The organism is Neisseria benedictiae, assembly GCF_958267435.1.
Classification (GTDB): Bacteria; Pseudomonadota; Gammaproteobacteria; order Burkholderiales; family Neisseriaceae; genus Neisseria; species Neisseria bergeri.
In genome coordinates, this window is record NZ_CATQFV010000032.1 from 56,979 (window position 1) to 82,066 (window position 25,088).

General features: G+C 54.0%; 21 protein-coding genes and 1 other RNA gene. 11 read left to right on the forward strand and 11 right to left on the reverse strand.

The window, feature by feature from the left end; translation table 11 throughout:
- Nucleotides 1–43: 43 nt before the first annotated feature.
- From nuoD to Q3O12_RS04010, 6 genes are all read right to left on the reverse strand, one after another.
- The gene (nuoD, locus tag Q3O12_RS03985) at nucleotides 44–1,300 is read right to left on the reverse strand and encodes an NADH dehydrogenase (quinone) subunit D (RefSeq protein ID WP_101125068.1); all 1,257 of its coding nucleotides are present in this window, start codon (nucleotides 1,298–1,300) and stop codon (nucleotides 44–46) included.
- The gene (locus tag Q3O12_RS03990) at nucleotides 1,290–1,883 is read right to left on the reverse strand and encodes an NADH-quinone oxidoreductase subunit C (RefSeq protein ID WP_301669447.1); all 594 of its coding nucleotides are present in this window, start codon (nucleotides 1,881–1,883) and stop codon (nucleotides 1,290–1,292) included. The genes nuoD and Q3O12_RS03990 overlap by 11 nt, the downstream gene beginning before the upstream one ends.
- A 12-nt stretch (nucleotides 1,884–1,895) precedes the next feature.
- A complete protein-coding gene (locus tag Q3O12_RS03995) occupies nucleotides 1,896–2,378 on the reverse strand; it encodes a NuoB/complex I 20 kDa subunit family protein (RefSeq protein WP_002215610.1) in 483 nt (160 codons plus the stop codon).
- Nucleotides 2,369–2,725 (reverse strand): NADH-quinone oxidoreductase subunit A, encoded by a 357-nt coding sequence (locus Q3O12_RS04000; protein ID WP_002216332.1) that lies wholly within the window; start codon nucleotides 2,723–2,725, stop codon nucleotides 2,369–2,371. The genes Q3O12_RS03995 and Q3O12_RS04000 overlap by 10 nt, the downstream gene beginning before the upstream one ends.
- Nucleotides 2,726–3,104: 379 nt before the next feature.
- Nucleotides 3,105–4,091 carry a S49 family peptidase gene (locus tag Q3O12_RS04005; protein ID WP_301669449.1) on the reverse strand — a complete coding sequence of 329 codons (987 nt, stop codon included), beginning with the start codon at nucleotides 4,089–4,091 and terminating at the stop codon, nucleotides 3,105–3,107.
- A gap of 39 nt (nucleotides 4,092–4,130) precedes the next feature.
- Nucleotides 4,131–4,931 (reverse strand): competence/damage-inducible protein A, encoded by an 801-nt coding sequence (locus tag Q3O12_RS04010; RefSeq protein ID WP_061700949.1) that lies wholly within the window; start codon nucleotides 4,929–4,931, stop codon nucleotides 4,131–4,133.
- Between the two features lie 124 nt (nucleotides 4,932–5,055).
- Between Q3O12_RS04010 and argG the strand changes: the two genes are divergently transcribed.
- The 3 genes from argG to Q3O12_RS04025 all read left to right on the forward strand — a co-directional run bounded on the left by argG (nucleotide 5,056) and on the right by Q3O12_RS04025 (nucleotide 7,029).
- A complete protein-coding gene (argG, locus tag Q3O12_RS04015) occupies nucleotides 5,056–6,399 on the forward strand; it encodes an argininosuccinate synthase (protein ID WP_061700953.1) in 1,344 nt (447 codons plus the stop codon).
- Between the two features lie 206 nt (nucleotides 6,400–6,605).
- A complete protein-coding gene (locus Q3O12_RS04020) occupies nucleotides 6,606–6,821 on the forward strand; it encodes a DUF4177 domain-containing protein (protein WP_002242091.1) in 216 nt (71 codons plus the stop codon).
- Nucleotides 6,814–7,029 (forward strand): hypothetical protein, encoded by a 216-nt coding sequence (locus tag Q3O12_RS04025; RefSeq protein ID WP_002233267.1) that lies wholly within the window; start codon nucleotides 6,814–6,816, stop codon nucleotides 7,027–7,029. The genes Q3O12_RS04020 and Q3O12_RS04025 overlap by 8 nt, the downstream gene beginning before the upstream one ends.
- Nucleotides 7,030–7,323: 294 nt before the next feature.
- Here Q3O12_RS04025 and Q3O12_RS04030 read toward each other — a convergent pair whose 3' ends face one another.
- Nucleotides 7,324–8,763, reverse strand: a complete 1,440-nt coding sequence (locus Q3O12_RS04030; RefSeq protein ID WP_301669526.1) for a transferrin-binding protein-like solute binding protein — start codon at nucleotides 8,761–8,763, stop codon at nucleotides 7,324–7,326.
- Nucleotides 8,764–8,874: 111 nt separating this feature from the next.
- Complete coding sequence (gene sstT / locus Q3O12_RS04035) at nucleotides 8,875–10,104, reverse strand: serine/threonine transporter SstT (RefSeq protein ID WP_061700951.1); 1,230 nt, start codon at nucleotides 10,102–10,104, stop codon at nucleotides 8,875–8,877.
- Nucleotides 10,105–10,514: 410 nt separating this feature from the next.
- Between sstT and Q3O12_RS04040 the strand changes: the two genes are divergently transcribed.
- The 3 genes from Q3O12_RS04040 to Q3O12_RS04050 all read left to right on the forward strand — a co-directional run bounded on the left by Q3O12_RS04040 (nucleotide 10,515) and on the right by Q3O12_RS04050 (nucleotide 18,615).
- Nucleotides 10,515–12,362, forward strand: a complete 1,848-nt coding sequence (locus tag Q3O12_RS04040; protein ID WP_025458220.1) for an autotransporter assembly complex protein TamA — start codon at nucleotides 10,515–10,517, stop codon at nucleotides 12,360–12,362.
- Between the two features lie 54 nt (nucleotides 12,363–12,416).
- Nucleotides 12,417–16,586 (forward strand): translocation/assembly module TamB domain-containing protein, encoded by a 4,170-nt coding sequence (locus Q3O12_RS04045; RefSeq protein WP_301669453.1) that lies wholly within the window; start codon nucleotides 12,417–12,419, stop codon nucleotides 16,584–16,586.
- Between the two features lie 571 nt (nucleotides 16,587–17,157).
- Entirely contained in the window at nucleotides 17,158–18,615 is a 1,458-nt protein-coding gene (locus Q3O12_RS04050) for an oligopeptide:H+ symporter (RefSeq protein WP_301669454.1), read from the forward strand.
- A 456-nt stretch (nucleotides 18,616–19,071) separates the two neighbouring features.
- Here Q3O12_RS04050 and rnpB read toward each other — a convergent pair.
- The 3 genes from rnpB to Q3O12_RS04065 all read right to left on the reverse strand — a co-directional run bounded on the left by rnpB (nucleotide 19,072) and on the right by Q3O12_RS04065 (nucleotide 21,609).
- Nucleotides 19,072–19,431, reverse strand: an RNA gene (gene rnpB / locus Q3O12_RS04055) — RNase P RNA component class A.
- Between the two features lie 78 nt (nucleotides 19,432–19,509).
- Nucleotides 19,510–20,613 carry a peptide chain release factor 2 gene (gene prfB, locus Q3O12_RS04060; RefSeq protein WP_002237430.1) on the reverse strand — a complete coding sequence of 368 codons (1,104 nt, stop codon included), beginning with the start codon at nucleotides 20,611–20,613 and terminating at the stop codon, nucleotides 19,510–19,512.
- 102 nt (nucleotides 20,614–20,715) lie between these two features.
- Complete coding sequence (locus tag Q3O12_RS04065) at nucleotides 20,716–21,609, reverse strand: patatin-like phospholipase family protein (RefSeq protein WP_301669456.1); 894 nt, start codon at nucleotides 21,607–21,609, stop codon at nucleotides 20,716–20,718.
- Between the two features lie 340 nt (nucleotides 21,610–21,949).
- Between Q3O12_RS04065 and Q3O12_RS04070 the strand changes: the two genes are divergently transcribed.
- From Q3O12_RS04070 to Q3O12_RS04090, 5 genes are all read left to right on the forward strand, one after another.
- Nucleotides 21,950–22,399, forward strand: a complete 450-nt coding sequence (locus tag Q3O12_RS04070; protein WP_003710760.1) for an HvfX family Cu-binding RiPP maturation protein — start codon at nucleotides 21,950–21,952, stop codon at nucleotides 22,397–22,399.
- 73 nt (nucleotides 22,400–22,472) lie between these two features.
- On the forward strand, nucleotides 22,473–22,781 hold the full coding sequence (locus Q3O12_RS04075) for an HvfA family oxazolone/thioamide-modified RiPP metallophore (RefSeq protein WP_003688122.1): 309 nt from the start codon (nucleotides 22,473–22,475) through the stop codon (nucleotides 22,779–22,781).
- A gap of 117 nt (nucleotides 22,782–22,898) precedes the next feature.
- Nucleotides 22,899–23,741, forward strand: coding sequence for an HvfB family MNIO-type RiPP peptide maturase (locus Q3O12_RS04080; protein WP_301669462.1), 843 nt, complete (start codon nucleotides 22,899–22,901; stop codon nucleotides 23,739–23,741).
- Nucleotides 23,731–24,477: an HvfC family RiPP maturation protein gene (locus Q3O12_RS04085; RefSeq protein ID WP_301669464.1), complete on the forward strand. Its 747-nt coding sequence runs from the start codon at nucleotides 23,731–23,733 to the stop codon at nucleotides 24,475–24,477. The genes Q3O12_RS04080 and Q3O12_RS04085 overlap by 11 nt, the downstream gene beginning before the upstream one ends.
- Before the next feature lie 21 nt (nucleotides 24,478–24,498).
- The gene (locus tag Q3O12_RS04090) at nucleotides 24,499–25,086 is read left to right on the forward strand and encodes a sigma-70 family RNA polymerase sigma factor (RefSeq protein ID WP_301667596.1); all 588 of its coding nucleotides are present in this window, start codon (nucleotides 24,499–24,501) and stop codon (nucleotides 25,084–25,086) included.
- The last annotated feature ends 2 nt before the right edge of the window (nucleotides 25,087–25,088 follow it).

The window sequence follows — 25,088 nt, forward strand, 5'->3', positions numbered from 1 at the left end:
TTTTTCAGGCAGTCTGAAAAGTACAGGCTGCTTTTTTACAGCTTTATCTGTCTACTTCGCCAAACACAATATCCTGCGTGCCGATAATCGCCACCACATCAGCCAGCATATGGCCTTTTGCCATTTCGTCCATGCCTTGCAGGTGGGCGAAGCCGGGTGCGCGGATTTTCAGGCGGTAGGGTTTGTTCGCGCCGTCTGAAATGATATAAACGCCGAACTCGCCTTTTGGGTGTTCGACAGCGGTGTAAGTCTCGCCCTCGGGAACGTGCATACCTTCGGTAAAGAGTTTGAAATGGTGAATCAGGTCTTCCATACCTGTTTTCATTTCGGTACGTTTGGGCGGGGCGAATTTGTGGTTTGTGGTGATGACCGGACCCGGATTGACACGCAACCACTCGGAACATTGTTTGATGATGCGTACGGATTGACGCATTTCTTCCATACGGCAGAGGTAGCGGTCGTAGCAGTCGCCGTTGACGCCGACGGGAATATCGAAATCCATTTTGTCGTACACTTCATACGGCTGTTTCTTACGCACATCCCATTCCACGCCAGAACCGCGCAACATCACTCCGGTAAAGCCTTTTTGCATGGCGCGCTCGGGAGTAACAACGCCGATGCCGACGGTACGCTGTTTCCAAATGCGGTTGTCGGTCAGGAGGGTTTCGAGTGTGTCGATGTTTTTCGGGAAACGTTCACAGAAGGCGTCGATGAAGTCGAGCATCGTGCCTTCGCGGGATTCGTTGAGCTGCTTCAATACTTTGGCGTTGCGGAATTTGCTGCTCTCGTATTTGGGCATGAAGTCGGGCAGGTCGCGGTAAACGCCGCCGGGACGGAAGTAGGCGGCGTGCATACGCGCACCGGACACGGCTTCGTACAAGTCCATCAGCTCTTCACGATCGCGGAAGGCGTAAAGGATGGCGGTCATCGCGCCGATGTCGAAGGCGTGCGAACCGATGCCCATCAGGTGATTGAGGATGCGCGTTACTTCGGCGAACATCACGCGGATGTATTGGGCGCGGATAGGCACATCAATTCCGGCGAGTTTTTCTACCGCCAAACAATATGCCTGCTCGTTGACCATCATGGAAACGTAGTCCAAGCGGTCCATATAGGGCAGGGCTTGCAGATAGGTTTTGGTTTCCGCCAGTTTTTCGGTGCCGCGATGCAGGAGGCCGATATGCGGGTCGGCACGGACGATGGTTTCGCCCTCCAACTCCAAAATCATACGCAATACGCCGTGCGCCGCAGGGTGTTGCGGGCCGAAGTTGATGGTGTAGTTTCTTAATTTATTGGCCACCGTAGTTCTCCTCACGGACGATACGCGGCGTGATCTCGCGCGGCTCGATGGTAACAGGTTGGTAAATCACGCGTTTTTGCTCTTCGTCGTAACGCATTTCCACATAGCCGGAAATCGGGAAGTCTTTGCGGAACGGATGTCCGACGAAACCGTAATCGGTCAGGATGCGGCGCAGGTCGGGATGGTTGTTGAACATGATGCCGTACATATCGAAGGCTTCGCGTTCGTACCAATCCGCGCTGTTGTAGATATCGACTACGGATTCGACTACGGGGAAGTCGTCGTCTGAAACCCAGACGCGTACGCGGATGCGTTGATTGTTTTTAACGGAAAGCAGCTGGCTGACGACGGCAAAGCGTTTGCCCTGCCATGCTTCGTTTTTGTAAGTGCTGTAATCGACACCGCACAAGTCAACCAGAAGCTCGAAATGCAAATCTTCATGGTCGCGCAATGCGGTCATGACTGAAATATAGTGTTCGGGCAGACACTCGACAGTAATCTCGCCCAAAGCTGAAATGACTTTGCCTGCCCGATCGCCAAGCACGCCGACGACGGTCTCGTATAAGTTTTGAATGCTTGCCATATCGTCCTCTCCTTACTCGTCACGCGCGATGGTGGAAGTGCGCTTGATTTTTTGTTGGAGCTGAATCAGGCCGTAAATCAGGGCTTCCGCAGTCGGCGGACAACCCGGCACATAAACGTCTACCGGCACGACGCGGTCGGCACCGCGCACGACGGAATAAGAGTAGTGATAATAGCCGCCGCCGTTGGCACACGAGCCCATAGACAATACCCAGCGCGGCTCGGCGAGCTGGTCGTACACGCGGCGCAGGGCGGGTGCCATTTTGTTGGTCAGCGTACCCGCCACAATCATCAGGTCGGCCTGACGGGGAGACGGACGGAAAATAATGCCAAAACGGTCAAGGTCATAACGCGCCATACCCGCGTGCATCATTTCCACGGCGCAGCAGGCCAAGCCGAAAGTAACCGGCCACAATGAACCGGTACGCATATAGTTCAACACCGTATCCGCGCTGGTGGTGATGAAACCTTTTTTCAAAACGCCTTCTATTCCCATTCCAGCGCACCTTTTTTCCATTCGTAAACAAAGCCTACCGTCAGAACGACGATAAACACCAGCATAGACCAGAAGCCGTACGCGCCCAAATCTTTGAACACGACTGCCCACGGCAACATGAACGCGACCTCCAAATCAAACAGGATAAAGAGGATGGCGACGAGGTAATAGCGCACGTCGAACTTCATCCTTGCGTTTTCAAAGGCTTCGAAACCGCATTCGTAAGGCGCGTCTTTTTCGGCGTAGTGGCGTTTCGGGCCTAAAATCGTGCCGAGCAGGATAAACAGCACGCCGGCCGCGAGGCCGACGAGGATAAAGACAAAGACGGGAAAGTAAGCGGACAACATGGTTACACCCAAATCCGTTAACAAAATTTCTACAATAATTTCGTATTTTAGCGAATTTCAAAAACCATTAAAAGGTAAATATCGGCAAAACGCCCAAAAAAACCCAATAAATACAATCATGTTATGATAACGATTCTTATTTGATTTCAAGAACGCTGGACCGTCTGTTTCGCGCCAATCCTATAAAAACAAAACGTTTCTATCTTTATTACTGCCTTCGTATAGACCAGCACGGTACAAACCGCGCGACAAGCGTTCTGTTTTCATATTACCGTTTCACAAATATCACCCTACCATGCAAAAAAATGCCGTCTGAAAACCTTTCAGACGGTATCGGTATAGTGGTTTGAATTTAAACCACTATATCCGGCGGAAAGCGTTATCGGAGGGATTGCAGGGCTTCCGAAACGCTTGCTTTGAGTTCTGCGCCGAAGCGTCTGCCCAAGATTCTGCCGAAATCGTCCTTCGGAGTGTAATCCACCACATCGGGGGCTTTGACCACGTCTCGCGCCACGCTGTAAATATTGCCGAGTCCGTCCACCAGTCCGACTTTCTGCGCATCCGCACCCGTGTACACCCGACCGCTGAACACGTCGGGATATTGTCGGAATTTGAGGCGGCCGCCGCGTCCGGTTTTGACGGCTTTGATGAACTCACCGTGTATGCCGGTCAGCATTTCTTCCCAGATTTTCGACTGTTCGGGCGTTTCGGGAGAAAACGGATCGCCCATTCCTTTGTTGCTGCCCGCAATTTTAACCCTGCGTTTCACGCCGATTTTTTCCATCAGGCCGGTCGCGTCGAAACTGCTGCCGATAACGCCGATGCTGCCGACGATGCTGGACGGGTCGGCATAGATTTTGTCCGCCGCCGCCGCAATATAGTAGCAGCCGGACGCGCACATATCCTCCGCCACGAGATAAACGGGGATGCCGGGGTGCTGCGCCTTCAGACGGCGTATTTCTTCAAAAGCGGTATTGGACACGACAGGCGAACCGCCGGGGCTGTTGGCGCGGATGACGATGGCTTTTGCCTGCGGGTTTTTGTAGGCGGCTTCCATACCGTCTTTGAGTTTTTTGACCTGGTCTTCTACGCCGTTGCCGATTTCGCCGTACAGGTTGACGACTGCGGTATGCGGCGTGTTGCCCGCCAACTGCAATGCGGCTTCGTCTTTTCGGAAAATGCCTGCAATTAGGGCAACCAGAATCAGGGTGCTGACGGCACGCCAGATGTTTTTCCACATCCGCTCCCTTCGCCTGTCCCGATAGGCGGACAGCAGCACTTCGCGCATAATGTCGCGCTCCCATAAGGTTTCCCCCGCATTTTTTGCTTCGGGTGCTTCGTTTTCTCTTCTGATTCGGTATTGCATGGTTTTCCTTAAATATCGTCCGATTTGGGCAAACGGTTTTCAGTTTACCCGATTTTTCAGCTCTGCCCCCAATCCGCCCAAGCTGTGCAACACTTCCGCCCACGCCACGTCCAAAAGGTTGACGGCTTCTCCTTCGGCTTTGATGCCGAACTCAATGTGCGGCTTGACCTGCGTGCCGTCTGAATGCGTCCAACCGACGCTGGGCAGGCTGTACGAACGCACGCCGGGATAAGTTTGCTCGATATGCTCCATAAGCGGCGTAATGCGCGATTCGGGTTGGTCGAACACATACACGCTGCGGCTGCCGCGTTCGGTTTGGTTGAAGCGGCCGGCGTAATAAGTTTCCAATACCCATTCGGCCATCGGGTGCGCCATCACGGGGAAACCAGGGAAGAAATAATGCTCGCGGATGGAAAATCCGGCGATGTTGTTGAACGGGTTGGGCACAAGCTCCGCGCCTGCGGGAAAGTCCGCCATTTTCAGGCGTTGGGCGTGTTCGGGGGCATCGAGCGGCTCGCCGCGTTTCTGGGTTATGCCTTCGATAAACTTGGCGGCTTCAAGATGGCGGACGACAGGTAAATCCAAAGCAGCGGCGGCCGCTTGGCGCGTGTGGTCGTCGGGCGTGGCGCCGATGCCGCCGGTAACAAACGTCGGTATGCCGTCTGAAAAGCTGCGGCGCAGTTGCCTGACCAGCAAATCGGGTTCGTCGGGCAGGTATTGCACCTGATTGAGCTTCAGCCCTTTGGATTCGAGCAGGGATTTGAAAAAGGCGAAATGCTTGTCTTGGCGGCTGCCGTGTAAGATTTCGTCGCCGATGATGATGAGGTTGAACGCATTCATAATGTTTTCGGTTTTAAATACCGCCTGAAACGGCGGAATACCCGTTCAGACGGCATGATGGCTGACAATATTTCCTATTTATAAGATAATGGCTTTGATTTTTCAAGCTATCGAGGATTTTTTCATGAACCAAAACCATACTATTTTACAAAACCTCCCCGTCGGTCAGAAAGTCGGCATCGCCTTCTCCGGCGGACTTGATACCTCCGCCGCGCTGTTGTGGATGAAACTCAAAGGCGCGCTGCCTTATGCCTACACTGCCAACCTCGGCCAGCCCGACGAAGACGACTACAACGCCATTCCCAAAAAAGCGATGGAATACGGTGCGGAAAACGCCCGCTTAATCGACTGCCGCGCGCAGTTGGCACACGAAGGCATCGCCGCCATCCAATGCGGCGCGTTCCACGTTTCCACCGGCGGCATCGCTTATTTCAACACCACGCCTCTGGGCCGCGCCGTAACCGGCACGATGCTTGTTTCCGCAATGAAAGAAGACGATGTGAATATTTGGGGCGACGGCAGCACCTACAAAGGCAACGACATCGAGCGTTTCTACCGCTACGGTCTCTTGACCAATCCCGCGCTGAAAATCTACAAACCCTGGCTCGACCAACAATTTATCGACGAACTCGGCGGCCGCCACGAAATGAGCGAATTTCTGATTGCCAACGGCTTCAACTACAAAATGTCGGTTGAGAAAGCCTATTCCACCGATTCCAATATGCTCGGCGCGACGCATGAAGCCAAAGATTTGGAATTCCTCAACAGTGGCATCAAAATCGTCAAACCCATCATGGGCGTTGCCTTCTGGGACGAAAGCGTCGAAGTCAAACCCGAAGAAGTCAGCGTGCGCTTTGAAGAGGGCGTGCCCGTTGCATTGAACGGCAAAGAATACGCCGACCCCGTCGAACTCTTCCTCGAAGCCAACCGCATCGGCGGCCGCCACGGTTTGGGCATGAGCGACCAAATCGAAAACCGCATCATCGAAGCCAAATCGCGCGGCATTTACGAAGCCCCGGGCATGGCATTGTTCCACATCGCCTACGAACGCTTGGTGACCGGCATCCACAACGAGGACACCATCGAACAATACCGCATCAACGGCCTGCGCCTCGGCCGCCTGCTCTACCAAGGCCGCTGGTTCGACAGCCAAGCCTTGATGTTGCGCGAAACCGCCCAACGCTGGGTCGCCAAAGCCGTTACCGGCGAAGTTACCCTCGAACTGCGCCGTGGCAACGACTACTCGATTCTGAACACCGAATCGCCCAACCTGACCTACCAACCCGAACGCCTGAGTATGGAAAAAGTCGAAGGTGCGGCGTTTACCCCGCTCGACCGCATCGGACAGCTTACGATGCGCAACCTCGACATCACCGACACCCGTGCCAAACTGGGTATTTACTCGCAAAGCGGTTTGTTGGCATTGGGCGAAGGCTCGGTATTGCCGCAGTTGGGTAATAAGCAATAAGTTTCGCCGCATTGCATCGCTGCAATTTAAGGGATTGTCTGAAAAGGCAATCCCTTAGTTAAAGGAATCCTATGTTTCAACACATAGGACGGCACATAAAGCACCGCCCTATGTATCGTCCTGATTTGGAAGGGGTTACGCCCCTCCCAAATAAAGTCTGATCCTGCCGCCCCAAAGGGCGGGGTCTCAACCGAAAAGGAAATACGATGAAAGAATACAAAGTCATCATTTATCAGGAAAGCCTGTTGTCCAGCCTGTTTTTCGGCGCGGCAAAGGTCAACCCCGTCAATTTCAGCGCGTTCCTCAACAAACAAACCCCCGAAGGCTGGCGGGTCGTAACGATGGAAAAAGATTTGCGCCGTATGCTGTTGTTTTTCAAACGCGAAGCCTACGTCGTCATTTTGGAGCGGGACCGTGTTTAAGCTCGGCGTTTATGCCTGTCTCGGACTATTTGCCGGTTGGGTGTTGCTGCTGATCGTGCAACTCTGGTTTTCTTTTCTCGAAGCGGAATTGTTCTTTAAGATCACACTGACTATGGCGGGGCTGTTTGTCATCATCCTCGCCGCCCTGCTGGTATGCGGCCAGTATTTTTCCGAAAAGAAAATGAAAGACGACGGGTTTATCAACTGATGCGGACTTGAACCGGACCCGCCGCCCCAAACATCACAATGCCGTCTGAACGCCCCCGCTTCAGACGGCATACCGTTTCCGCAAGCCCTTTCGGCACATAAGGCACACCCCGTTGTACCGCCCCGAGTGCGGGTATTCAAGCGTTAAGGAAATGCCGATGAGATTCTTTTTGTTAAAACGCAGCCGTTTAAAAAAACAGGCCGTCTGAACATTCGGACGGTCTGTGCTTCACTTTCATATTTCAACGGTCTGAAAAAGGCGGGCAGGATGCCGCCGATACGCGCGGCATCAATATCAATCCTGCTCTTTTTTGCCGGCAAACACGCCGAATCCGCCCTTTTCCGCATCTGTCGGGCGATAGCTGTATTTTCCCGCCACTTCCTCGCCGGCCGGGCCGTAAAACCTTCCGGAAACATCCCCGCCGCCATTTCCCGTCCAAGTCCCCTTAAAGCCGTTTCCATCGATAACGGCTTTGAATTTTTGCGTACCCATATGCAAATCATCGCCGCTGTCGATAATGCCGTCCACAGATTTGCTGCCAAAATCGACTTTTGCGGCAAACCTGCCCCTAGACGGGTACGGACGGCCGTTTTCCATATGGAAATGCAGCACTTCGCCGTTGTACACGGCCGCGCCCGCAAGCATTTCGCCTTTTGCCGGTTCGCCTTGCACACGGAGGGCATACGATCCGCCGGGCAATTTTTCCGCCCCGTAAGTCAGATACCGGTAATTCCCTTCGGGCGCGAAGATATTGCCGGAATGCCCCGTCAGGCTGACCGCTTCCCCATCGACAATCAGCGTATCGGCCTGATTGACGGGAATCAGCGGCATCTCGGCAGGAAGCGACCTCCTCGACCGTGCAGAACGGGTAGGTTGAGCTTGATAAATAATGGTATATTTATTCAATCCATTATTTTCAACTTTTATAGCAACCAAACCAGTAAACTTTTCTCCATCTTTTTTATATTTCTTAATTTTCTCTTCATCACTTAACGATTCAAATTCTGATTTTGGCGGTGCTTCTTCATCTAAGAAATCACTACCGCATACTTTGTCTTTACAATGTGTCAACGTTACATTTTCCGAACCGCTGTCAAGCTTGATGCCATTAGCCAAATCAACCCTTCCAAAATCGCCACCGCCATTCGCAGGTGCAGGGTTTGACGCGGGGGCGGAATCTGAAGAACCGGCTGGTTGGTTGTTCCCTGTTTGATTTGCGGATTCGGCGGCAGCCGTATTGCCGGCATTTTCCCCTGCCGACGGATCGTCCCCCTGCATTCCGTCCGCCGCATTTGCCATATCCGGTTGGTTTGCCGGTTGTGCCGATTCCCCGTTATCCGGTGCTTGGTTTCCCATATCCGCGGCGGGCATATTCGGTGCTGTGGTGTGATTCGGTGTCAAACTATCTGTATCGGCGGCATTTTGCGGCATATCATTTTGCGCCCCCTCGTCTTCATTTTTGGGGTTGTCCGTTGTTGCCGCACCGCCACTGCCTGTATTTTCTGCCGAAACTGCCGCCATATCTTGGCTGCCTTGTGTGGATGGCGCGCCCTGTTCTTGAGAACCTGCCTGTGGCGCATCTTCTTTTGCCTCTGTCTCTTTTTCAGAAACAACAGGAGCGGCCGGTTTTGACGGCGTGTCCGCCGACTTGACATCGGGCGATCCGCCACCGCCGCCCCCACAGGCTGAAAGGGCAAAAATACAAGCCATTGCAATCACACTGCGTTTAAACATCATCATCTCCTTCATATTCAAGGCAGCCGGTATTGTTTCCGCCATATGCCCATAAAATTGTAAAAATATGCCGTCTGAACGCCAACCGGGCTTCAGACGGCATAGCTTGGTTTATTCCGCCCGGTTTCTCTGTCGGCCCAAATCGGCGGCAGCGGTAAACAAAACGTCGGTTGAAGAATTCAACGCCGTTTCTGCCGAATCCTGAATCACGCCGATGATGAAGCCGACTGCGACCACCTGCATAGCGACATCGTTGCTGATGCCGAACAGGCTGCACGCCAGAGGAATCAGCAGCAGCGAACCGCCCGCCACGCCGGACGCGCCGCACGCGCTGACCGTCGCCACCAGGCTCAACAGCAGCGCGGTGGCAAAATCAACCTGTATGCCTTGGGTGTGCGCCGCCGCCATAGCCAAAACGGTAATCGTAATCGCCGCGCCGCCCATATTGACGGTCGCCCCCAACGGGATGGAAATCGAATAAGTGTCTTCGTGCAGCCCCAGTTTTTTCGCCAAAGCCATATTCACGGGGATATTGGCGGCGGAAGAACGGGTAAAGAAGGCATACACGCCGCTTTCGCGCAGGCAGGTAAACACCAGCGGATAAGGGTTGCGGCGGATTTTCCACCACACGATGGCGGGATTGACCGCCAGTGCGATAAACGCCATACAGCCCAACAGCACCGCAAGCAGCTTCGCATAACCCGCCAGCGCGCCGAAACCCGTCTCCGCTATTGTGGACGACACCAGCCCGAAAATGCCCAAAGGGGCAAAACGGATAATCCATTTCACGACGGTGGAAACCGCTTCCGCCAAATCGGCAACGACCTGCCGCGTAACGTCCGAACCGTGATTCCGCAACGCCGCGCCCAAAACCAAAGCCCAAGCCAAAATGCCGATATAGTTGGCATTGGCAATCGCGTTAATCGGGTTGGCGACCAGGTTCATCAGCAGCGATTTCAACACTTCCACAATGCCGGAAGGCGGCGCGGCGGACACATCGCCCGCGCCCGCCAAAACAATGTGCGTCGGGAAAACCATACCGGCGATGACGGCGGTCAGGGCTGCGGAAAACGTACCGATGAGGTAGAGGACGATAATCGGCCTGATATGCGCCTTGTTGCCTTTTTGGTGCTGCGCGATTGTGACCGCCACCAAAATAAATACCAAAACCGGCGCGACCGCTTTGAGCGCGCCGACAAACAGGCTGCCGAACAAGCCTGCCGCCAAGCCCAGTTGCGGGGAAACCGAACCGATTACGATACCCAACGCCAAACCGGCGGCAATCTGCCTGACCAGGCTGACGCGGCCGATCGCATGAAATAAGGATTTGCCGAACGCCATAATTCTTCCTTATGTTGTGATATGTTAAAAAATGTTGTATTTTAAAAGAAAACTCATTCTCTGTGTTTTTTTTATTTTTCGGCTGTGTTTTAAGGTTGAGTTGATTTACCCTATGCAGTGCCGGACAAGCTTTGCTTTATCATTCGGCGCAACGGTTTAATTTATTGAACGAAAATAAATTTATTTAATCCTGCCTATTTTCCGGCACTATTCCGAAACGCAGCCTGTTTTCCATATGCGGATTGGAAACAAAATACCTTAAAACAAGCAGATACATTTCCGGCGGGCCGCAACCTCCGAAATACCGGCGGCGGTATGCCGTCTGAAGCGTCCCGCCCCGTCCGAACAACACAAAAACGGCCGTTCGAAACCCTGTCCGAACAGTGTTAGAATCGAAATCCGCCACACCGATGCACGACACCCGTACTATGATGATCAAACCGACCGCCCTGCTCCTTCCGGCTTTATTTTTCTTTCCGCACGCATACGCGCCTGCCGCCGACCTTTCCGAAAACAAGGCGGCGGGTTTCGCATTGTTCAAAAACAAAAGCCCCGACACCGAATCAGTCAAATTAAAACCCAAATTCCCCGTCCGCATCGACACGCAGGACAGTGAAATCAAAGATATGGTCGAAGAACACCTGCCGCTCATCACGCAGCAGCAGGAAGAAGTATTGGACAAAGAACAGACGGGCTTCCTCGCCGAAGAAGCATCGGACAACGTTAAAACGATGCTCCGCAGCAAAGGCTATTTCAGCAGCAAAGTCAGCCTGACGGAAAAAGACGGGGCTTATACGGTGCACATCACACCGGGTCCGCGCACCAAAATCGCCAACGTCGGCGTCGCCATCCTCGGCGACATCCTTTCAGACGGCAACCTCGCCGAATACTACCGCAACGCGCTGGAAAACTGGCAGCAGCCGGTAGGCAGTGATTTCGATCAGGACAGTTGGGAAAACAGCAAAACTTCCGTCCTCGGCGCGGTAACGCGCAAAGTCTACCCGCTTGCCAAGCTCGGCAACACCCGGGCGGCCGTCAACCCCGATACCGCCACCGCCGATTTGAACGTCGTCGTGGACAGCGGCCGCCCCATCGCCTTCGGCGACTTTGAAATCACCGGCACACAGCGTTACCCCGAACAAATCGTCTCCGGCCTGGCGCGCTTCCAACCGGGCACGCCCTACGACCTCGACCTGCTGCTCGACTTCCAACAGGCACTCGAACAAAACGGGCATTATTCCGGCGCGTCCGTACAAGCCGACTTCGACCGCCTCCAAGGCGACCGCGTCCCCGTCAAAGTCAGCGTAACCGAGGTCAAACGCCACAAACTCGAAACCGGCATCCGCCTCGATTCGGAATACGGTTTGGGCGGCAAAATCGCCTACGACTATTACAACCTCTTCAACAAAGGCTATATCGGTTCGATCGTCTGGGATATGGACAAATACGAAACCACGCTTGCCGCCGGCATCAGCCAGCCGCGCAACTACCGGGGCAACTACTGGACAAGCAACGTCTCCTACAACCGTTCGACCACCCAAAACCTCGAAAAACGCGCCTTCTCCGGCGGCGTCTGGTATGTGCGCGACCGCGCGGGCATCGATGCCAGGCTGGGGGCGGAGTTTCTCGCAGAAGGCCGGAAAATACCCGGCTCGGATGTCGATTTGGGTAACAGCCACGCCACGATGCTGACCGCCTCTTGGAAACGCCAGCTGCTCAACAACGTGCTGCATCCTGAAAACGGCCATTACCTCGACGGCAAAATAGGGACGACTTTGGGCACATTCCTGTCCTCCACCGCGCTGATCCGCACCTCTGCCCGCGCAGGTTATTTCTTCACGCCCGAAAACAAAAAACTCGGCACGTTCATCATACGCGGACAAGCGGGTTACACCGTTGCCCGCGATAATGCCGACGTTCCTTCAGGGCTGATGTTCCGCAGCGGCGGCGCGTCTTCCGTGCGCGGTTACGAACTCGACAGCATCGGACTTGCCGGCCCGAACGGATCGGTCCTGCCCGAACGCGCCCTCTTGGTGGGCAGCCTGGAATACCAACTGCCGTTTACGCGCACCCTGTCCGGCGCGGTATTCCACGATATGGGCGATGCCGCCGCCAATTTCAAACGTATGAAGCTGAAACACGGTTCGGGACTGGGCGTGCGCTGGTTCAGCCCGCTCGCACCGTTTTCCTTCGACATCGCCTACGGGCACAGCGATAAGAAAATCCGCTGGCACATCAGCTTGGGAACACGCTTCTAAACTGATACGGCCGCTTCAGACGGCATTGCAGCAAACTATTTTGAAACAGACATTATGACCGATACCGCACCGACAGATACCGATCCGACCGAAAACGGCACGCGCAAAATGCCGTCTGAACACCGCCCTGCCCCGCCGGCAAAAAAACGCCGCCCGCTGCTGAAGCTGTCGGCGGCACTGCTGTCTGTCCTGATTTTGGCAGTATGTTTCCTCAGCTGGCTCGCTGGTACGGAATCCGGTTTGCGCTTCGGGCTGTACCAAATCCCGTCTTGGTTCGGCGTAAACATTTCCTCCCAAAACCTCAAAGGCACGCTGCTCGACGGCTTCGACGGCGACAACTGGTCGATAGAAACCGAGGGTGCAGACCTTAAAATCAGCCGCTTCCGCTTCACGTGGAAACCGTCCGAACTGATGCGCCGCAGCCTGCACATTACCGAAATTTCCGCCGGCGACATCGCTATCGTTACCAAACCGACTCCGCCTAAAGAAGAACGCCCGCCGCTCAGCCTTCCCGACAGCATAGACCTGCCTGCCGCCGTCTATCTCGACCGCTTCGAGACGGGCAAAATCAGCGCAGGCAAAGCCTTTGACAAACAAACCGTCTATCTCGAACGCCTCAACGCGGCATACCGTTACGACCGTAAAGGGCACCGCCTCGACCTGAAAACCGCCGACACCCCGTGGAGCAAATCGACCGGCGCAGTCGTAATCGGTCTGAAAAAACCTTTTGTCCTCAACACCGCCATCTACACCAAAGGCGAACTGGAAGGCGAAACCATACACGGTACGGCGCGCCTGTGGGGCAGTTTGCAGGATATGCACACCGACCTGATACTGGATGGCGACAATATCCATTTATCGGGGAAATCCGTCATCCACCCGTTTGCCGAATCATTGGATAAAACATTGGAAGAAGTGCTGATTAAAGGATTCAACATCAATCCGTCCGCCTTCCTGCCCTCCCTACCCAAAGCAAGGCTTAACTTTGACCTGACCGCCATTCCGTCTTTTTCAGACGGCATCGCACTGGAAGGTTCTCTCGACCTAGAAAATACCGAGGCCGGTTTTGCCGACCACAACAGCATCCCCGTCCGACAGATTTTGGGCGGCTTTGTCATCCGGCAGGACGGCACGGTGCATATCGGCAATACGTCCGCCGCCCTGCTCGGACGGGGCGGCATCAGGCTGTCGGGTAAAATCGACACCGGAAAAGACATCCTCGATTTAAATATAGGCATCAACTCCGTCGGCGCAGAAGACGTGCTGCAAACCGCGTTCAAAGGCAGGTTGGACGGCAGCATCGGCATCGGCGGCACGACCGCCTCGCCCAAAATCTCTTGGCAACTTGGCACCGGTACGGCACGCACGGACGGCAGCCTCGCCATCGCAAGCGACCCCGCAAACGGACAGCGGAAACTGGTATTCGACACCGTCAACATCGCCGCCGGGCAAGGCAGCCTGACCGCGCAAGGCTATCTCGAGCTGTTTAAAGACCGCCTGCTCAAGCTGGACATCCGTTCCCGCGCATTCGACCCTTCGCGCATCGATCCGCAACTTCCGGCGGGCAATATCAACGGCTCAATAAACCTTGCCGGCGAACTGGCAAAAGAGAAATTCACAGGCAAAATGCGGTTTTTACCCGGCACGTTCAACGGCGTACCGATTGCCGGCAGTGCCGACATTGTTTACGAGTCCCGCCACCTTCCGCGCGCCGCCGTCGATTTGCGGCTGGGGAGGAACATCATCAAAACAGACGGCGGCTTTGGCAAAAAAGGCGACCGGCTCAACCTCAATATCACCGCCCCCGATTTATCCCGTTTCGGTTTCGGACTGGAAGGCTTGTTAAACATACACGGCCATCTTTCCGGCGATTTGGACGGCGGCATCCGAACCTTTGAAACCGACCTTTCCGGCGCGGCGCGCAACCTGCACATCGGCAAGGCGGCAGACATCCGTTCGCTCGATTTCACGCTCAAAGGTTCGCCCGACACAAGCCGTCCGATACGCGCCGACATTAAAGGCAGCCGCCTTTCGCTGTCGGGCGGGGCGGCGGTTGTCGATACCGCCGACCTGACGCTGGACGGCACGGGCGCGCAGCACCGCATCCGCACACACGCCGCCATCACGCTGGACGGCAAACCGTTCAAATTCGATTTGGACGCTTCAGGCGGCATCAACAGAGAACTTACCCGATGGAAAGGCAGCATCGGCATCCTCGACATCGGCGGCGCGTTCAACCTCAAGCTGCAAAACCGTATGACGCTCGAAGCCGGTGCGGAACGCGTGGCGGCAAGTGCGGCAAATTGGCAGGCAATGGGCGGCAGCCTCAACCTGCAACACTTTTCTTGGGATAAAAAAACCGGCATATCGGCAAAAGGCGGCGCACACGGTCTGCATATCGCCGAGTTGCACAATTTCTTCAAACCGCCCTTCGAACACAATCTGGTTTTAAACGGCGACTGGGATGTCGCCTACGGGCGCAACGCGCGCGGCTATCTCAATATCAGCCGGCAAAGCGGCGATGCCGTATTGCCCGGCGGGCAGGCTTTGGGTTTGAACGCATTTTCCCTGAAAACGCGCTTTCAAAACGATCGCATCGGAATCCTGCTTGACGGCGGCGCGCGTTTCGGACGGATTAACGCCGATTTGGGCATCGGCAACGCCTTCGGCGGCAATATGGCAAATGCACCGCTCGGCGGCAGGATTACCGCCTCCCTTCCCGACTTGGGCGCATTGAAGCCCTTTCTGCCCGCCGCCGCGCAAAACATTACCGGCAGCCTGAATGCCGCCGCGCAAATCGGCGGACGGGTCGGCTCTCCGTCCGTCAATGCCGCCGTCAACGGCAGCAGCAACTACGGGAAAATCAACGGCAACATCACCGTCGGGCAAAGCCGCTCCTTCGATACCGCGCCTTTGGGCGGCAGGCTCAACCTGACCGTTGCCGATGCCGAAGTATTCCGCAACTTCCTACCGGTCGGACAAACTGTCAAAGGCAGCCTGAATGCCGCCGTAACCCTCGGCGGCAGCATCTCCGACCCGCACTTGGGCGGCAGCATCAACGGCGACAAACTCTATTACCGCAACCAAACCCAAGGCATCATCTTGGACAACGGCTCGCTGCGTTCGCATATCGCGGGCAGGAAATGGGTAATCGACAGCCTGAAATTCCGGCACGAAGGAACGGCGGAACTCTCCGGCACGGTCGGTATGGAAAACAGCGGGCCCAATATCGATATCGGCGCGGTGTTCGACAAATACCGCATCCTGTCCCGCCCCAACCGCCGCCTGACGGTTTCCGGCAACACCCGCCTGCGCTATTCGCCGCAAAAAGGCATATCCGTTACCGGGATGATTAAAACGGATCAGGGGCTGTTCGGTTCGCAAAAATCCTCAATGCCGTCCGTTGGCGACGATGTCGTCGTATTGGGCGAAGTCAAGAAAGAGGCGGCGGCACCGCTCCCCGTCAATATGAACCTGACTTTAGACCTCAATGACAGCATCCGCTTCGCCGGCTACGGCGCGGACGTTACCATAGGCGGCAAACTGACCCTGACCGCGCAACCGGGCGGAAGCGTGCGGGGCGTGGGCACGGTCCGCGTCATCAAAGGGCGTTACAAGGCATACGGGCAGGATTTGGACATTACCAAAGGCACGGTCTCCTTTGTCGGCCCGCTCAACGACCCCAACCTCAACATCCGCGCCGAACGCCGCCTTTCCCCCGTCGGTGCGGGCGTGGAAATATTGGGCAGCCTCAACAGCCCGCGCATTACACTGACGGCAAACGAACCGATGAGTGAAAAAGACAAGCTCTCCTGGCTCATCCTCAACCGCGCCGGCAGCGGCAGCAGCGGCGACAATGCCGCCCTGTCCGCAGCCGCAGGCGCGCTGCTTGCCGGACAAATCAACGACCGCATCGGGCTGGTGGATGATTTGGGCTTTACCAGCAAGCGCAGCCGCAACGCGCAAACCGGCGAACTCAACCCCGCCGAACAGGTGCTGACCGTCGGCAAACAACTGACCGGCAAACTCTACATCGGCTACGAATACGGCATCTCCAGCGCGGAACAGTCCGTCAAACTGATTTACCGGCTGACCCGCGCCATACAGGCGGTTGCCCGTATCGGCAGCCTTTCATCGGGCGGCGAGCTGACATACACCATACGTTTCGACCGCCTATTCGGTTCGGACAAAAAAGACTCCGCCGGAAACGGCAAAGGGAAATAAACGGTTTTCAGACGGCGCGGCACTGTCCGCCGCCATGCCGTCTGAAAGGCGCGCCGCCAAACCGGACATTTGAAAACCTGCTTTTCCGCCGCCGTCCGCCTGCAAGGGAACAGAATCGATATAGTGAATTAACAAAAATCAGGACAAGGCGACGAAGCCGCAGACAGTACAGATAGTACGGAACCGATTCACTTGGTGCTTCAACACCTTAGAGAATCGTTCTCTTTGAGCTAAGGCGAGGCAACGCCGTACTGGTTTTTGTTAATCCACTATAATGCGCCCTTCGGCGTGGCGGATATAAAAAAGTGATTTTCCATCTAAGTAAAAACCGCCCTATCGGATAAGCCGCTTGACTGAAAAGGCTTTACCCGCGCCGTATCGGAACACGTCCTCTAAGATATAATCCGTTGAATTGAAACAAATATCAAAACATCCGTCCGCAAAAACGGCAGCGCGTCGTTTGACAAAGAATGACAATATAGGTTACAAACCGATTTTCATACAAAAAACACCGCCGCCGTCCGCATCCGTTTCAGACGGCATTGAGAGAAAATCTTTTAGGAGAACCTTTATGTCCCGGCATCCCGCCCCCACCGGAGAAAAAACATTCTTCGGCCACCCCTTCCAGCTTTCCACCCTCTTCCATATCGAATTGTGGGAACGTTTTTCATTTTACGGAATGCAGGGCATCCTGCTGATTTACCTCTACTACACCGCCGACAAAGGCGGCTTGGGCATAGACAAAACCCTCGCCGGCGGCATTGTCGGCGCATACAGCGGCAGCGTGTACCTGTCCACCATTTTGGGCGCGTGGTTTGCCGACCGCGTATGGGGAGCGGAAAAAACCCTCTTCCTCTCGGGCATCGTCGTGATGCTCGGACACATCGTCCTTGCCGCCGCCCCGGGCCTGTACGGCCTTTTAATCGGGCTGATATTCATCGCATTGGGCAGCGGCGGTGTGAAATCTACGGCCAGCTCTATGGTGGGCGCATTATACGAACAGGACGAAATGCGCCCGCTGCGCGATGCGGGATTTTCCATTTTCTACATCGCCATCAATATCGGCGGCTTCTTAGGCCCCTTATTGACCGGACTGCTTCAAGAAAACATTGGTTTCCATTATGGTTTCGGCGCGGCGGCGGTCGGTATGGCATTCGGCTTGTGGCGTTATTCCCTGGGACGTAAAAACCTGCCCCACCCCACCGTCCCCCATCCGCTTTCAAAAGGACAGGGCAAAACTGCGGCCGCCGTCGGCATCGCCCTCATCGCCGCACTTGCAACCGCCATCAAAACCGGGCTTGTCAACCTCGACAATTTCTCCGGCATCCTCTTATCTACCGTCATCCTTGCCGTCATCGCCTATTTCGCCCGCCTGCTGACCAACCCCTGCGTCAGTTCCGACAACAAACGGCACATCATCGCCTACATCCCGCTTTTCCTGACCATCTGTATGTTTTGGGCCGTCTGGTTTCAGATTTACACCGTGGCAACCGTCTATTTCGACGAAACCGTCAACCGCACCATCGGTTCGTTTACCGTGCCCGTCGCCTGGAAAGATTCCATGCAAAGCCTGTGGGTCATCCTGTTTTCCGGACTTATGGCGGCAATGTGGACAAAAATGGGGCGCAAACAGCCCAAAACCCCGCTGAAATTCGCTATGGCGGTATTTGTTACCGGCGCGTCGTTTTTGGGATTCGTCCCCTTTATTTCCTCCGGCACGCCGATGCCTATTGCGGTTTTCGCACTGATCGTCCTCGCCATCACGATAGGCGAACTGATGATTTCCCCGATTGCGCTGTCCATCTCCACCAAAATCGCACCGCCTTTATTCAAAACCCAAATGGTCGCCCTTAATTTCCTTGCCTTTTCATTAGGCTTCACTTTGGGCGGCGTATTGTTTGAAAAAGGCTATCAGGCGGGCGACGAAATCGGCTTCTACCGGCTGCTGTTCTACATCGGCGCAGCCACAGGCTTCCTGCTGCTCCTGCTCGTCCCCAAATTGAACAAAATGCTCGAAGGCACAGACTAAGTCCCGCCCCGATGCCGTCTGAACCCTTCAGACGGCATTTTTCCGCATAATGAAACCAAACCGTTTCCACCCGACAGGACAGGCTCCCCTCAACCGGAAGGCAGCCTGCCGATTGTCATTTAAATATCTGACTGATTCCGTCTGTTTGCAAGGGAAATAGCCGTTTATTTCCGCTTGGGCGGAAACCGGTTCTATTGAGTAAAAGGCATTTTATCCGACTAAATTAGTGCTGCATCAACGGAATATATAGTGGATTAACAAAAATCAGGACAAGGCGACGAAGCCGCAGACAGTACAAATAGTACGGAACCGATTCACTTGGTGCTTCAGCACCTTAGAGAATCGTTCTCTTTGAGCTAAGGCGAGGCAACACTAATCCACTATAAAAACACAACCTAAATAAAAATGCCGTCTGAACCATATTTCAGGTTTCAGACGGCATTTGCGTGTCGGATGCACACCGGACGGGCGGTAAGCCGGGTTCTGTCTCGGACAGTCATTCCTCTAGGCATACCGTTACCGGTATGCTCAAGCAACCTACCCGAACGCTCGGCGGGCAGCGTCATTGCGTTCTGTTTGGTCTTGCTCCGAATGGGGTTTGGCCTGCCGCATATTGTTACCAAATGCGCGGTGCGCCCTTACCGCACCTTTTCACCCTTGCCTGTGCTGCCAAAGCAGCCATCGGCGGTTTTGCTTTCTGTTCCACTTTCCGTCGCGTTACCGCGCCCGGCCGTTAACCGGCATTCTACCCTGCGGAGCCCGGACTTTCCTCCCCGTATGCCTTACGCGATACGCGGCGACTGTCTGCTCGTCCCGTGTGCGGCGCGGATTATAACACGAAACGCAAAAATGCCGTCTGAAACGGTACAGGTTTCAGACGGCATACGGTTCAAACTACACGCCCTGTTTCAGGCTGGCTTCGATAAAGCCGTCCAAATCGCCATCCAATACGGCTTTGGTGTTGCCGACTTCGTAGCCTGTACGCAAGTCTTTGATGCGCGAGGAGTCCAAGACGTACGAACGGATTTGGCTGCCCCAACCCACATCGGACTTGCCTTCTTCCAACGCCTGTTTCTCTTCGTTGCGTTTGCGCATTTCCAATTCGTATAGTTTGGATTTCAACATTTCCATCGCGGCGGCTTTGTTGGCGTGTTGCGAACGGTCGTTTTGACATTGCACCACAATCCCCGTCGGCTCGTGGGTAATGCGCACGGCGGAGTCGGTTTTGTTGATGTGCTGACCGCCCGCGCCCGATGCACGGTAGGTGTCGATGCGCAAATCGGCGGGGTTGATTTCGATTTCGATAGAATCGTCGATTTCAGGGTAAACGAACACGGAGGCAAACGAGGTATGGCGTTTGTTGTTCGAGTCAAACGGCGAGTAACGCACCAAGCGGTGAACGCCGGTTTCGGTACGCAGCAAACCATAAGCGTATTCGCCTTCCACTCGGATAGTCGCGCGGTTGATGCCTGCGATTTCGCCGTCGTCTTCCTCAAGGATTTCGATTTTGAAGCCTTTGCGCTCGGCGTAGCGGCTGTACATACGGAACAGCATCCCCGCCCAGTCTTCCGCTTCGGTACCGCCCGCGCCTGCGGTGATGTCGATAAAGCAGTTGTTCGGGTCGGCAGGCTGGTTGAACATCCGTTTAAACTCCAAATCCGCCATCTGTTTTTCCAGCCCCGCCACATCTTCCTGCACGGCGGCAAAACCTTCTTCGTCGTTTTCTTCGACGGTCATTTCAATCAGCATGCGGTTGTCTTCGATGCCCGTCGCGATGTTGTCCAGCGTCAGCACGATGCCTTCGAGGATTTTGCGCTCTTTACCGATTTCTTGGGCGCGTTTCGGGTCATTCCAAAGTTCGGGGTCTTCGGAAAGGCCGATGACTTCTTCCAATCGGTCTTTCTTGCCCTGATAGTCCATATAAACGCGGATGTCTTCGCTGCGCTTCTCCAAGTCGTTCAGTGTGTTGTTAAGCTGGTTGATTACTTCGGCTTCCATGATTCTTTTGTTCTTTCAAAATTTTAGGGGCGTATTGTACGGGATTCGGGTATTTTTTTCTATGGATAAAGCCTTCTGGAAACACGTTCAGACGGCATCGCGTCAATAACGGTATGCCGCCAGTTTACGTTTAATTTCAGGCAATGCAGCACGTGCGGCCTCTTCACCCAACCGGATGGCGCGTTTTTTCTGATCGAAACCGCCGACTGCACCCAAATCCAAAACCTGCGGTTTGATAACCACATCTGCCTGCCCCAACTCATTTTGCAATGCGGAAACGCTCATTACGTTCAGCGTCTGATCGAGATAAGAGAAGAAACCTTGACCGACATTTTTGCTCGGACGTGCGGAAATATCGACAGCAATCACGAAATCCGCACCCAGCCGCCGGGCGGCACTGACGGGCACGGGCTGCGACAAACCGCCGTCAACATATTTGTGCCTGCCGATGATGACTGGCTGGAACACATTGGGAATGGCTGCGGAAGCACGAACCGCCTGTCCGACATTCCCCTGATTGAAAGTGGCGGCCTTGCCGGTTTCAAAATCAGTGGCAACGGCGGCAAATTTGATGGGAAACTGCTGAATCTGCCTGCCGCCGACTTTTCGGTTGATGTAGTTTTGCAGCTTTTCGCCTTTGATAAAACCACTGGTGGACAAGGTTAAATCGACTAAATCGGTTTTGCCTAAAATTTCGGCTTCCAATTCGAGGCGGTCGGGCGACATACCCGATGCAAAAAGGCTGCCTACTATCGAACCTGCCGATGTACCGGTAACCACATTCACAGGAATACCGTTTTCTTTCAAAACCTTAATAATACCTATATGGGCAAATCCTTTGGATGCGCCGCCACCGAGTGCCAAACCGACCACTGCGGCGGGTTTGGCGGTTTGCACCGGCTTGCGGGCGGCATTGTTTCCCTCCGTACCGCAGGCGGCAAGCAACGCGGCGGCGGCAATTGCCAAAAGTGGTCTGATTTTTGAAAACGTTACCATATTTTCCATTCCTTTATATATCGCACCCCGTCGAAAGGGGGATTGCTTTTCTTAACACCCCCCTTTGACAGCCAAGCGAAAGGGGCTTTTTATATCATCATCAAAATTAATATTTTCTTTTTTTCCTTTACGGAAATTGTATTTGAAGGCATACCGTCCAAGGCGGGAATTATCTCACAACACCGCCGTTATCCAAATATCCCGCCTTTTTCCCTTTCTTTCCGTCAAAATACTTTCTTTTTATATTCATTAACTTGTTAAATTATTGGCTGCCGGGTGTCAGTTTTTCCGACAAAATCCGTCTAATGGGGTATCAACAGAACCAAAAACAGGAACACTTATGAAAATCGGAACAACTTGGCAGACGGCATCCGCTATGCTGGTTTTGCGTCTGTTTGCCGCATATGAATTTTTGGAATCGGGTTTGCAAAAATGGAACGGGGAGAATTGGTTTTCCGAAATCAACGATCAATTCCCATTCCCGTTCAACTTACTGCCGGACGCGTTAAACTGGAATCTCGCTATGTATGCGGAGCTTTTGCTGCCCGTACTGTTGCTTTTGGGTTTGGCAACGCGCCTGTCGGCATTGGGGCTGATGGTCGTTACCGCCGTCGCTTGGGCTGCGGTTCACGCCGGTTCAGGTTACAATGTCTGCGACAACGGTTATAAAATGGCTTTAATTTATATCGTGGTATTAATCCCGCTGCTTTTGCAGGGTGCGGGCGGATGGTCGCTGGATACGCTGCTGAAAAAACGGTTTTGCCCCCGATGCCGTCTGAAACAAGATTGATTCAGTCGTGGAATCTGACTTTAAACATTCCAACCTTATCTCGTTAACTTGATATTCTGAAAAGGAAATAGAAATGAACAAAAACATTGCTGCCGCACTCGCCGGTGCTTTATCCCTGTCTTTGGCCGCCGGCGCCGTTGCCGCCGACAAACCGGCAAGCAACGCAACAGGCGTTCAAAAATCCGCCCAAGGCTCTTGCGGCGCGTCCAAATCTGCCGAAGGTTCGTGCGGCGCGGCTGCTTCTAAAGCAGGCGAAGGCAAATGCGGCGAGGGCAAATGCGGTGCAACCGTAAAAAAAGCCCACAAACACACCAAAGCATCTAAAGCCAAAGCCAAATCTGCCGAAGGCAAATGCGGCGAAGGCAAATGCGGTTCTAAATAATCCCGCCCCTTCAAACCAAGCCGCGTTTTTCAGTAAAATGCGGCTTTTTTAACGGCAAACAAAGATTTTTTTAAACAAGCACATTATTCTTTTGTGCCATCCGAACCGGGTAAAAATATGATTCAACACGCAGGCTTGGGCTACCGCCGCGACTTGGCGGAAGACTTTCTCTCGCTTTCCGAAAACAGCCCGATATGCTTTATCGAAGCCGCACCGGAAAACTGGCTGAAAATGGGCGGCAGGGCGCGCAAACAGTTTGATCGCGTGGCGGAACGGCTGCCGCTGGCGTTGCACGGATTGTCTATGTCGCTGGGCGGGCAAGCCCCGCTGGATACTGATTTGATAGACGGCATCAAAGAAATGATGCGCCGTTACGATTGCACGTTTTTCTCCGACCATTTGAGCTACTGCCACGACGGCGGTCATCTTTACGATTTGTTGCCGCTGCCCTTTACCGAGGAAATGGTGCATCATACGGCGCGGCGTATCCGCGAAGTGCAAGACCGTTTGGGCTGCCGCATCGCCGTGGAAAACACGTCCTACTATCTGCATTCCCCGCTTGCCGAGATGAACGAGGTCGAGTTCCTCAACGCGGTTGCACGTGAGGCCGATTGCGGCATTCATCTGGACGTGAACAATATCTACGTCAACGCCGTCAATCACGGTCTGTTGTCGCCGGAGGCTTTTTTGAAAAACGTTGACGCAGATCGCGTGTGCTATATCCATATTGCCGGACATGACGTGGAAACGCCGGAATTGTTGATTGATACACATGGCGCGGCAGTTTTGCCGACTGTTTGGGACTTGCTCGAACTTGCCTATGCCAAGCTGCCGACGATTCCGCCCACCCTGTTGGAACGCGATTTTAATTTCCCGCCTTTTGCCGAACTCGAAGCCGAAGTCGCCAAAATCGCCGATTATCAAACGCGTGCCAGAAAGGAATGCCGCCGTGCAGCCTGAAACCTCTGCCCAATACCAGCACCGTTTCGCCCAAGCCATACGCGGGGGCGAAGCCGCAGACGGTCTGCCGCAAGACCGACTGAACGTCTATATCCGCCTGATACGCAACAATATCCACAGCTTTATCGACCGCTGCTATACCGAAACGCTGCAATACTTTGACAGCGAAGAATGGGGCCGTCTGAAGGAAGGTTTCGTCCGCGACGCGCGCACCCAAACGCCCTATTTTCAAGAAATTCCCGGCGAGTTCCTACAATATTGCCAAAGCCTGCCGCTTTCAGACGACATTTTGGCACTGATGGATTTTGAATATACCCAATTGCTGGCAGAAGTTGCACAAATTCCGGATATTCCCGACATTCATTATTCAAATGACAGCAAATACACGCCCTCCCCTGCGGCCTTTATCCGGCAATATCGATACGATGTTACCGATGATTTGCAGGAAGCGGAAACAGCCTTGTTAATATGGCGAAACGCCGAAGATGATGTGATGTACCAAACATTGGACGGCTTCGATATGATGCTGCTGGAGATAATGGGTTCCTCCGCGCTTTCATTTGACACCCTCGCCCAAACCCTTGTCGAATTTATGCCTAAAGCCGATAATTGGAAAAATATTTTGCTTGGGAAATGGTCAGGCTGGATTGAACAAAGGATTATCATCCCCTCTTTATCCGCCATATCCGAAAATATGGAAGGCAATTCCCCGGGCCAAAACCATCTATCCGCATAAAATTACCTTGTTCCCGATACTATGCCGCTACCCGACCTGACCGATGCCGAATTAATGGAGTCGCGCAAACTGCTTCTGCATTTTGCGCGGCTCCAATTGCCCGACCACCCTGATTTGGCTGAAGATTTAGTGCAGGAAACATTGCTGTCCGCATACAGCGCAGGCGACAGTTTTCAAGGCAGGGCACTTGTCAACAGCTGGCTTTTTGCCATATTGAAAAACAAAATTATTGACGCATTACGTCAAATCGGGAGACAAAGGAAAGTCTTTACCGCACTGGATGACGAGCTGCTGGATGAAGCATTTGAAAGCCATTTTTCCAAAAACGGGCATTGGACGCCGGAAGGGCAGCCTCAACATTGGAACACTCCGGAAAAATCATTAAATAACAACGAATTCCAAAAAATTCTGCAAAGCTGCCTATACAACCTGCCTGAAAACACCGCACGGGTATTTACCCTGAAGGAAATACTCGGTTTTTCATCCGACGAAATACAACAAATGTGCGGTATCAGCACGGCCAACTACCACACCATTATGCACCGCGCCCGAGAATCATTGCGCCAATGCCTGCAAATCAAATGGTTCAACCAAGAAAACCCGAAGTAACG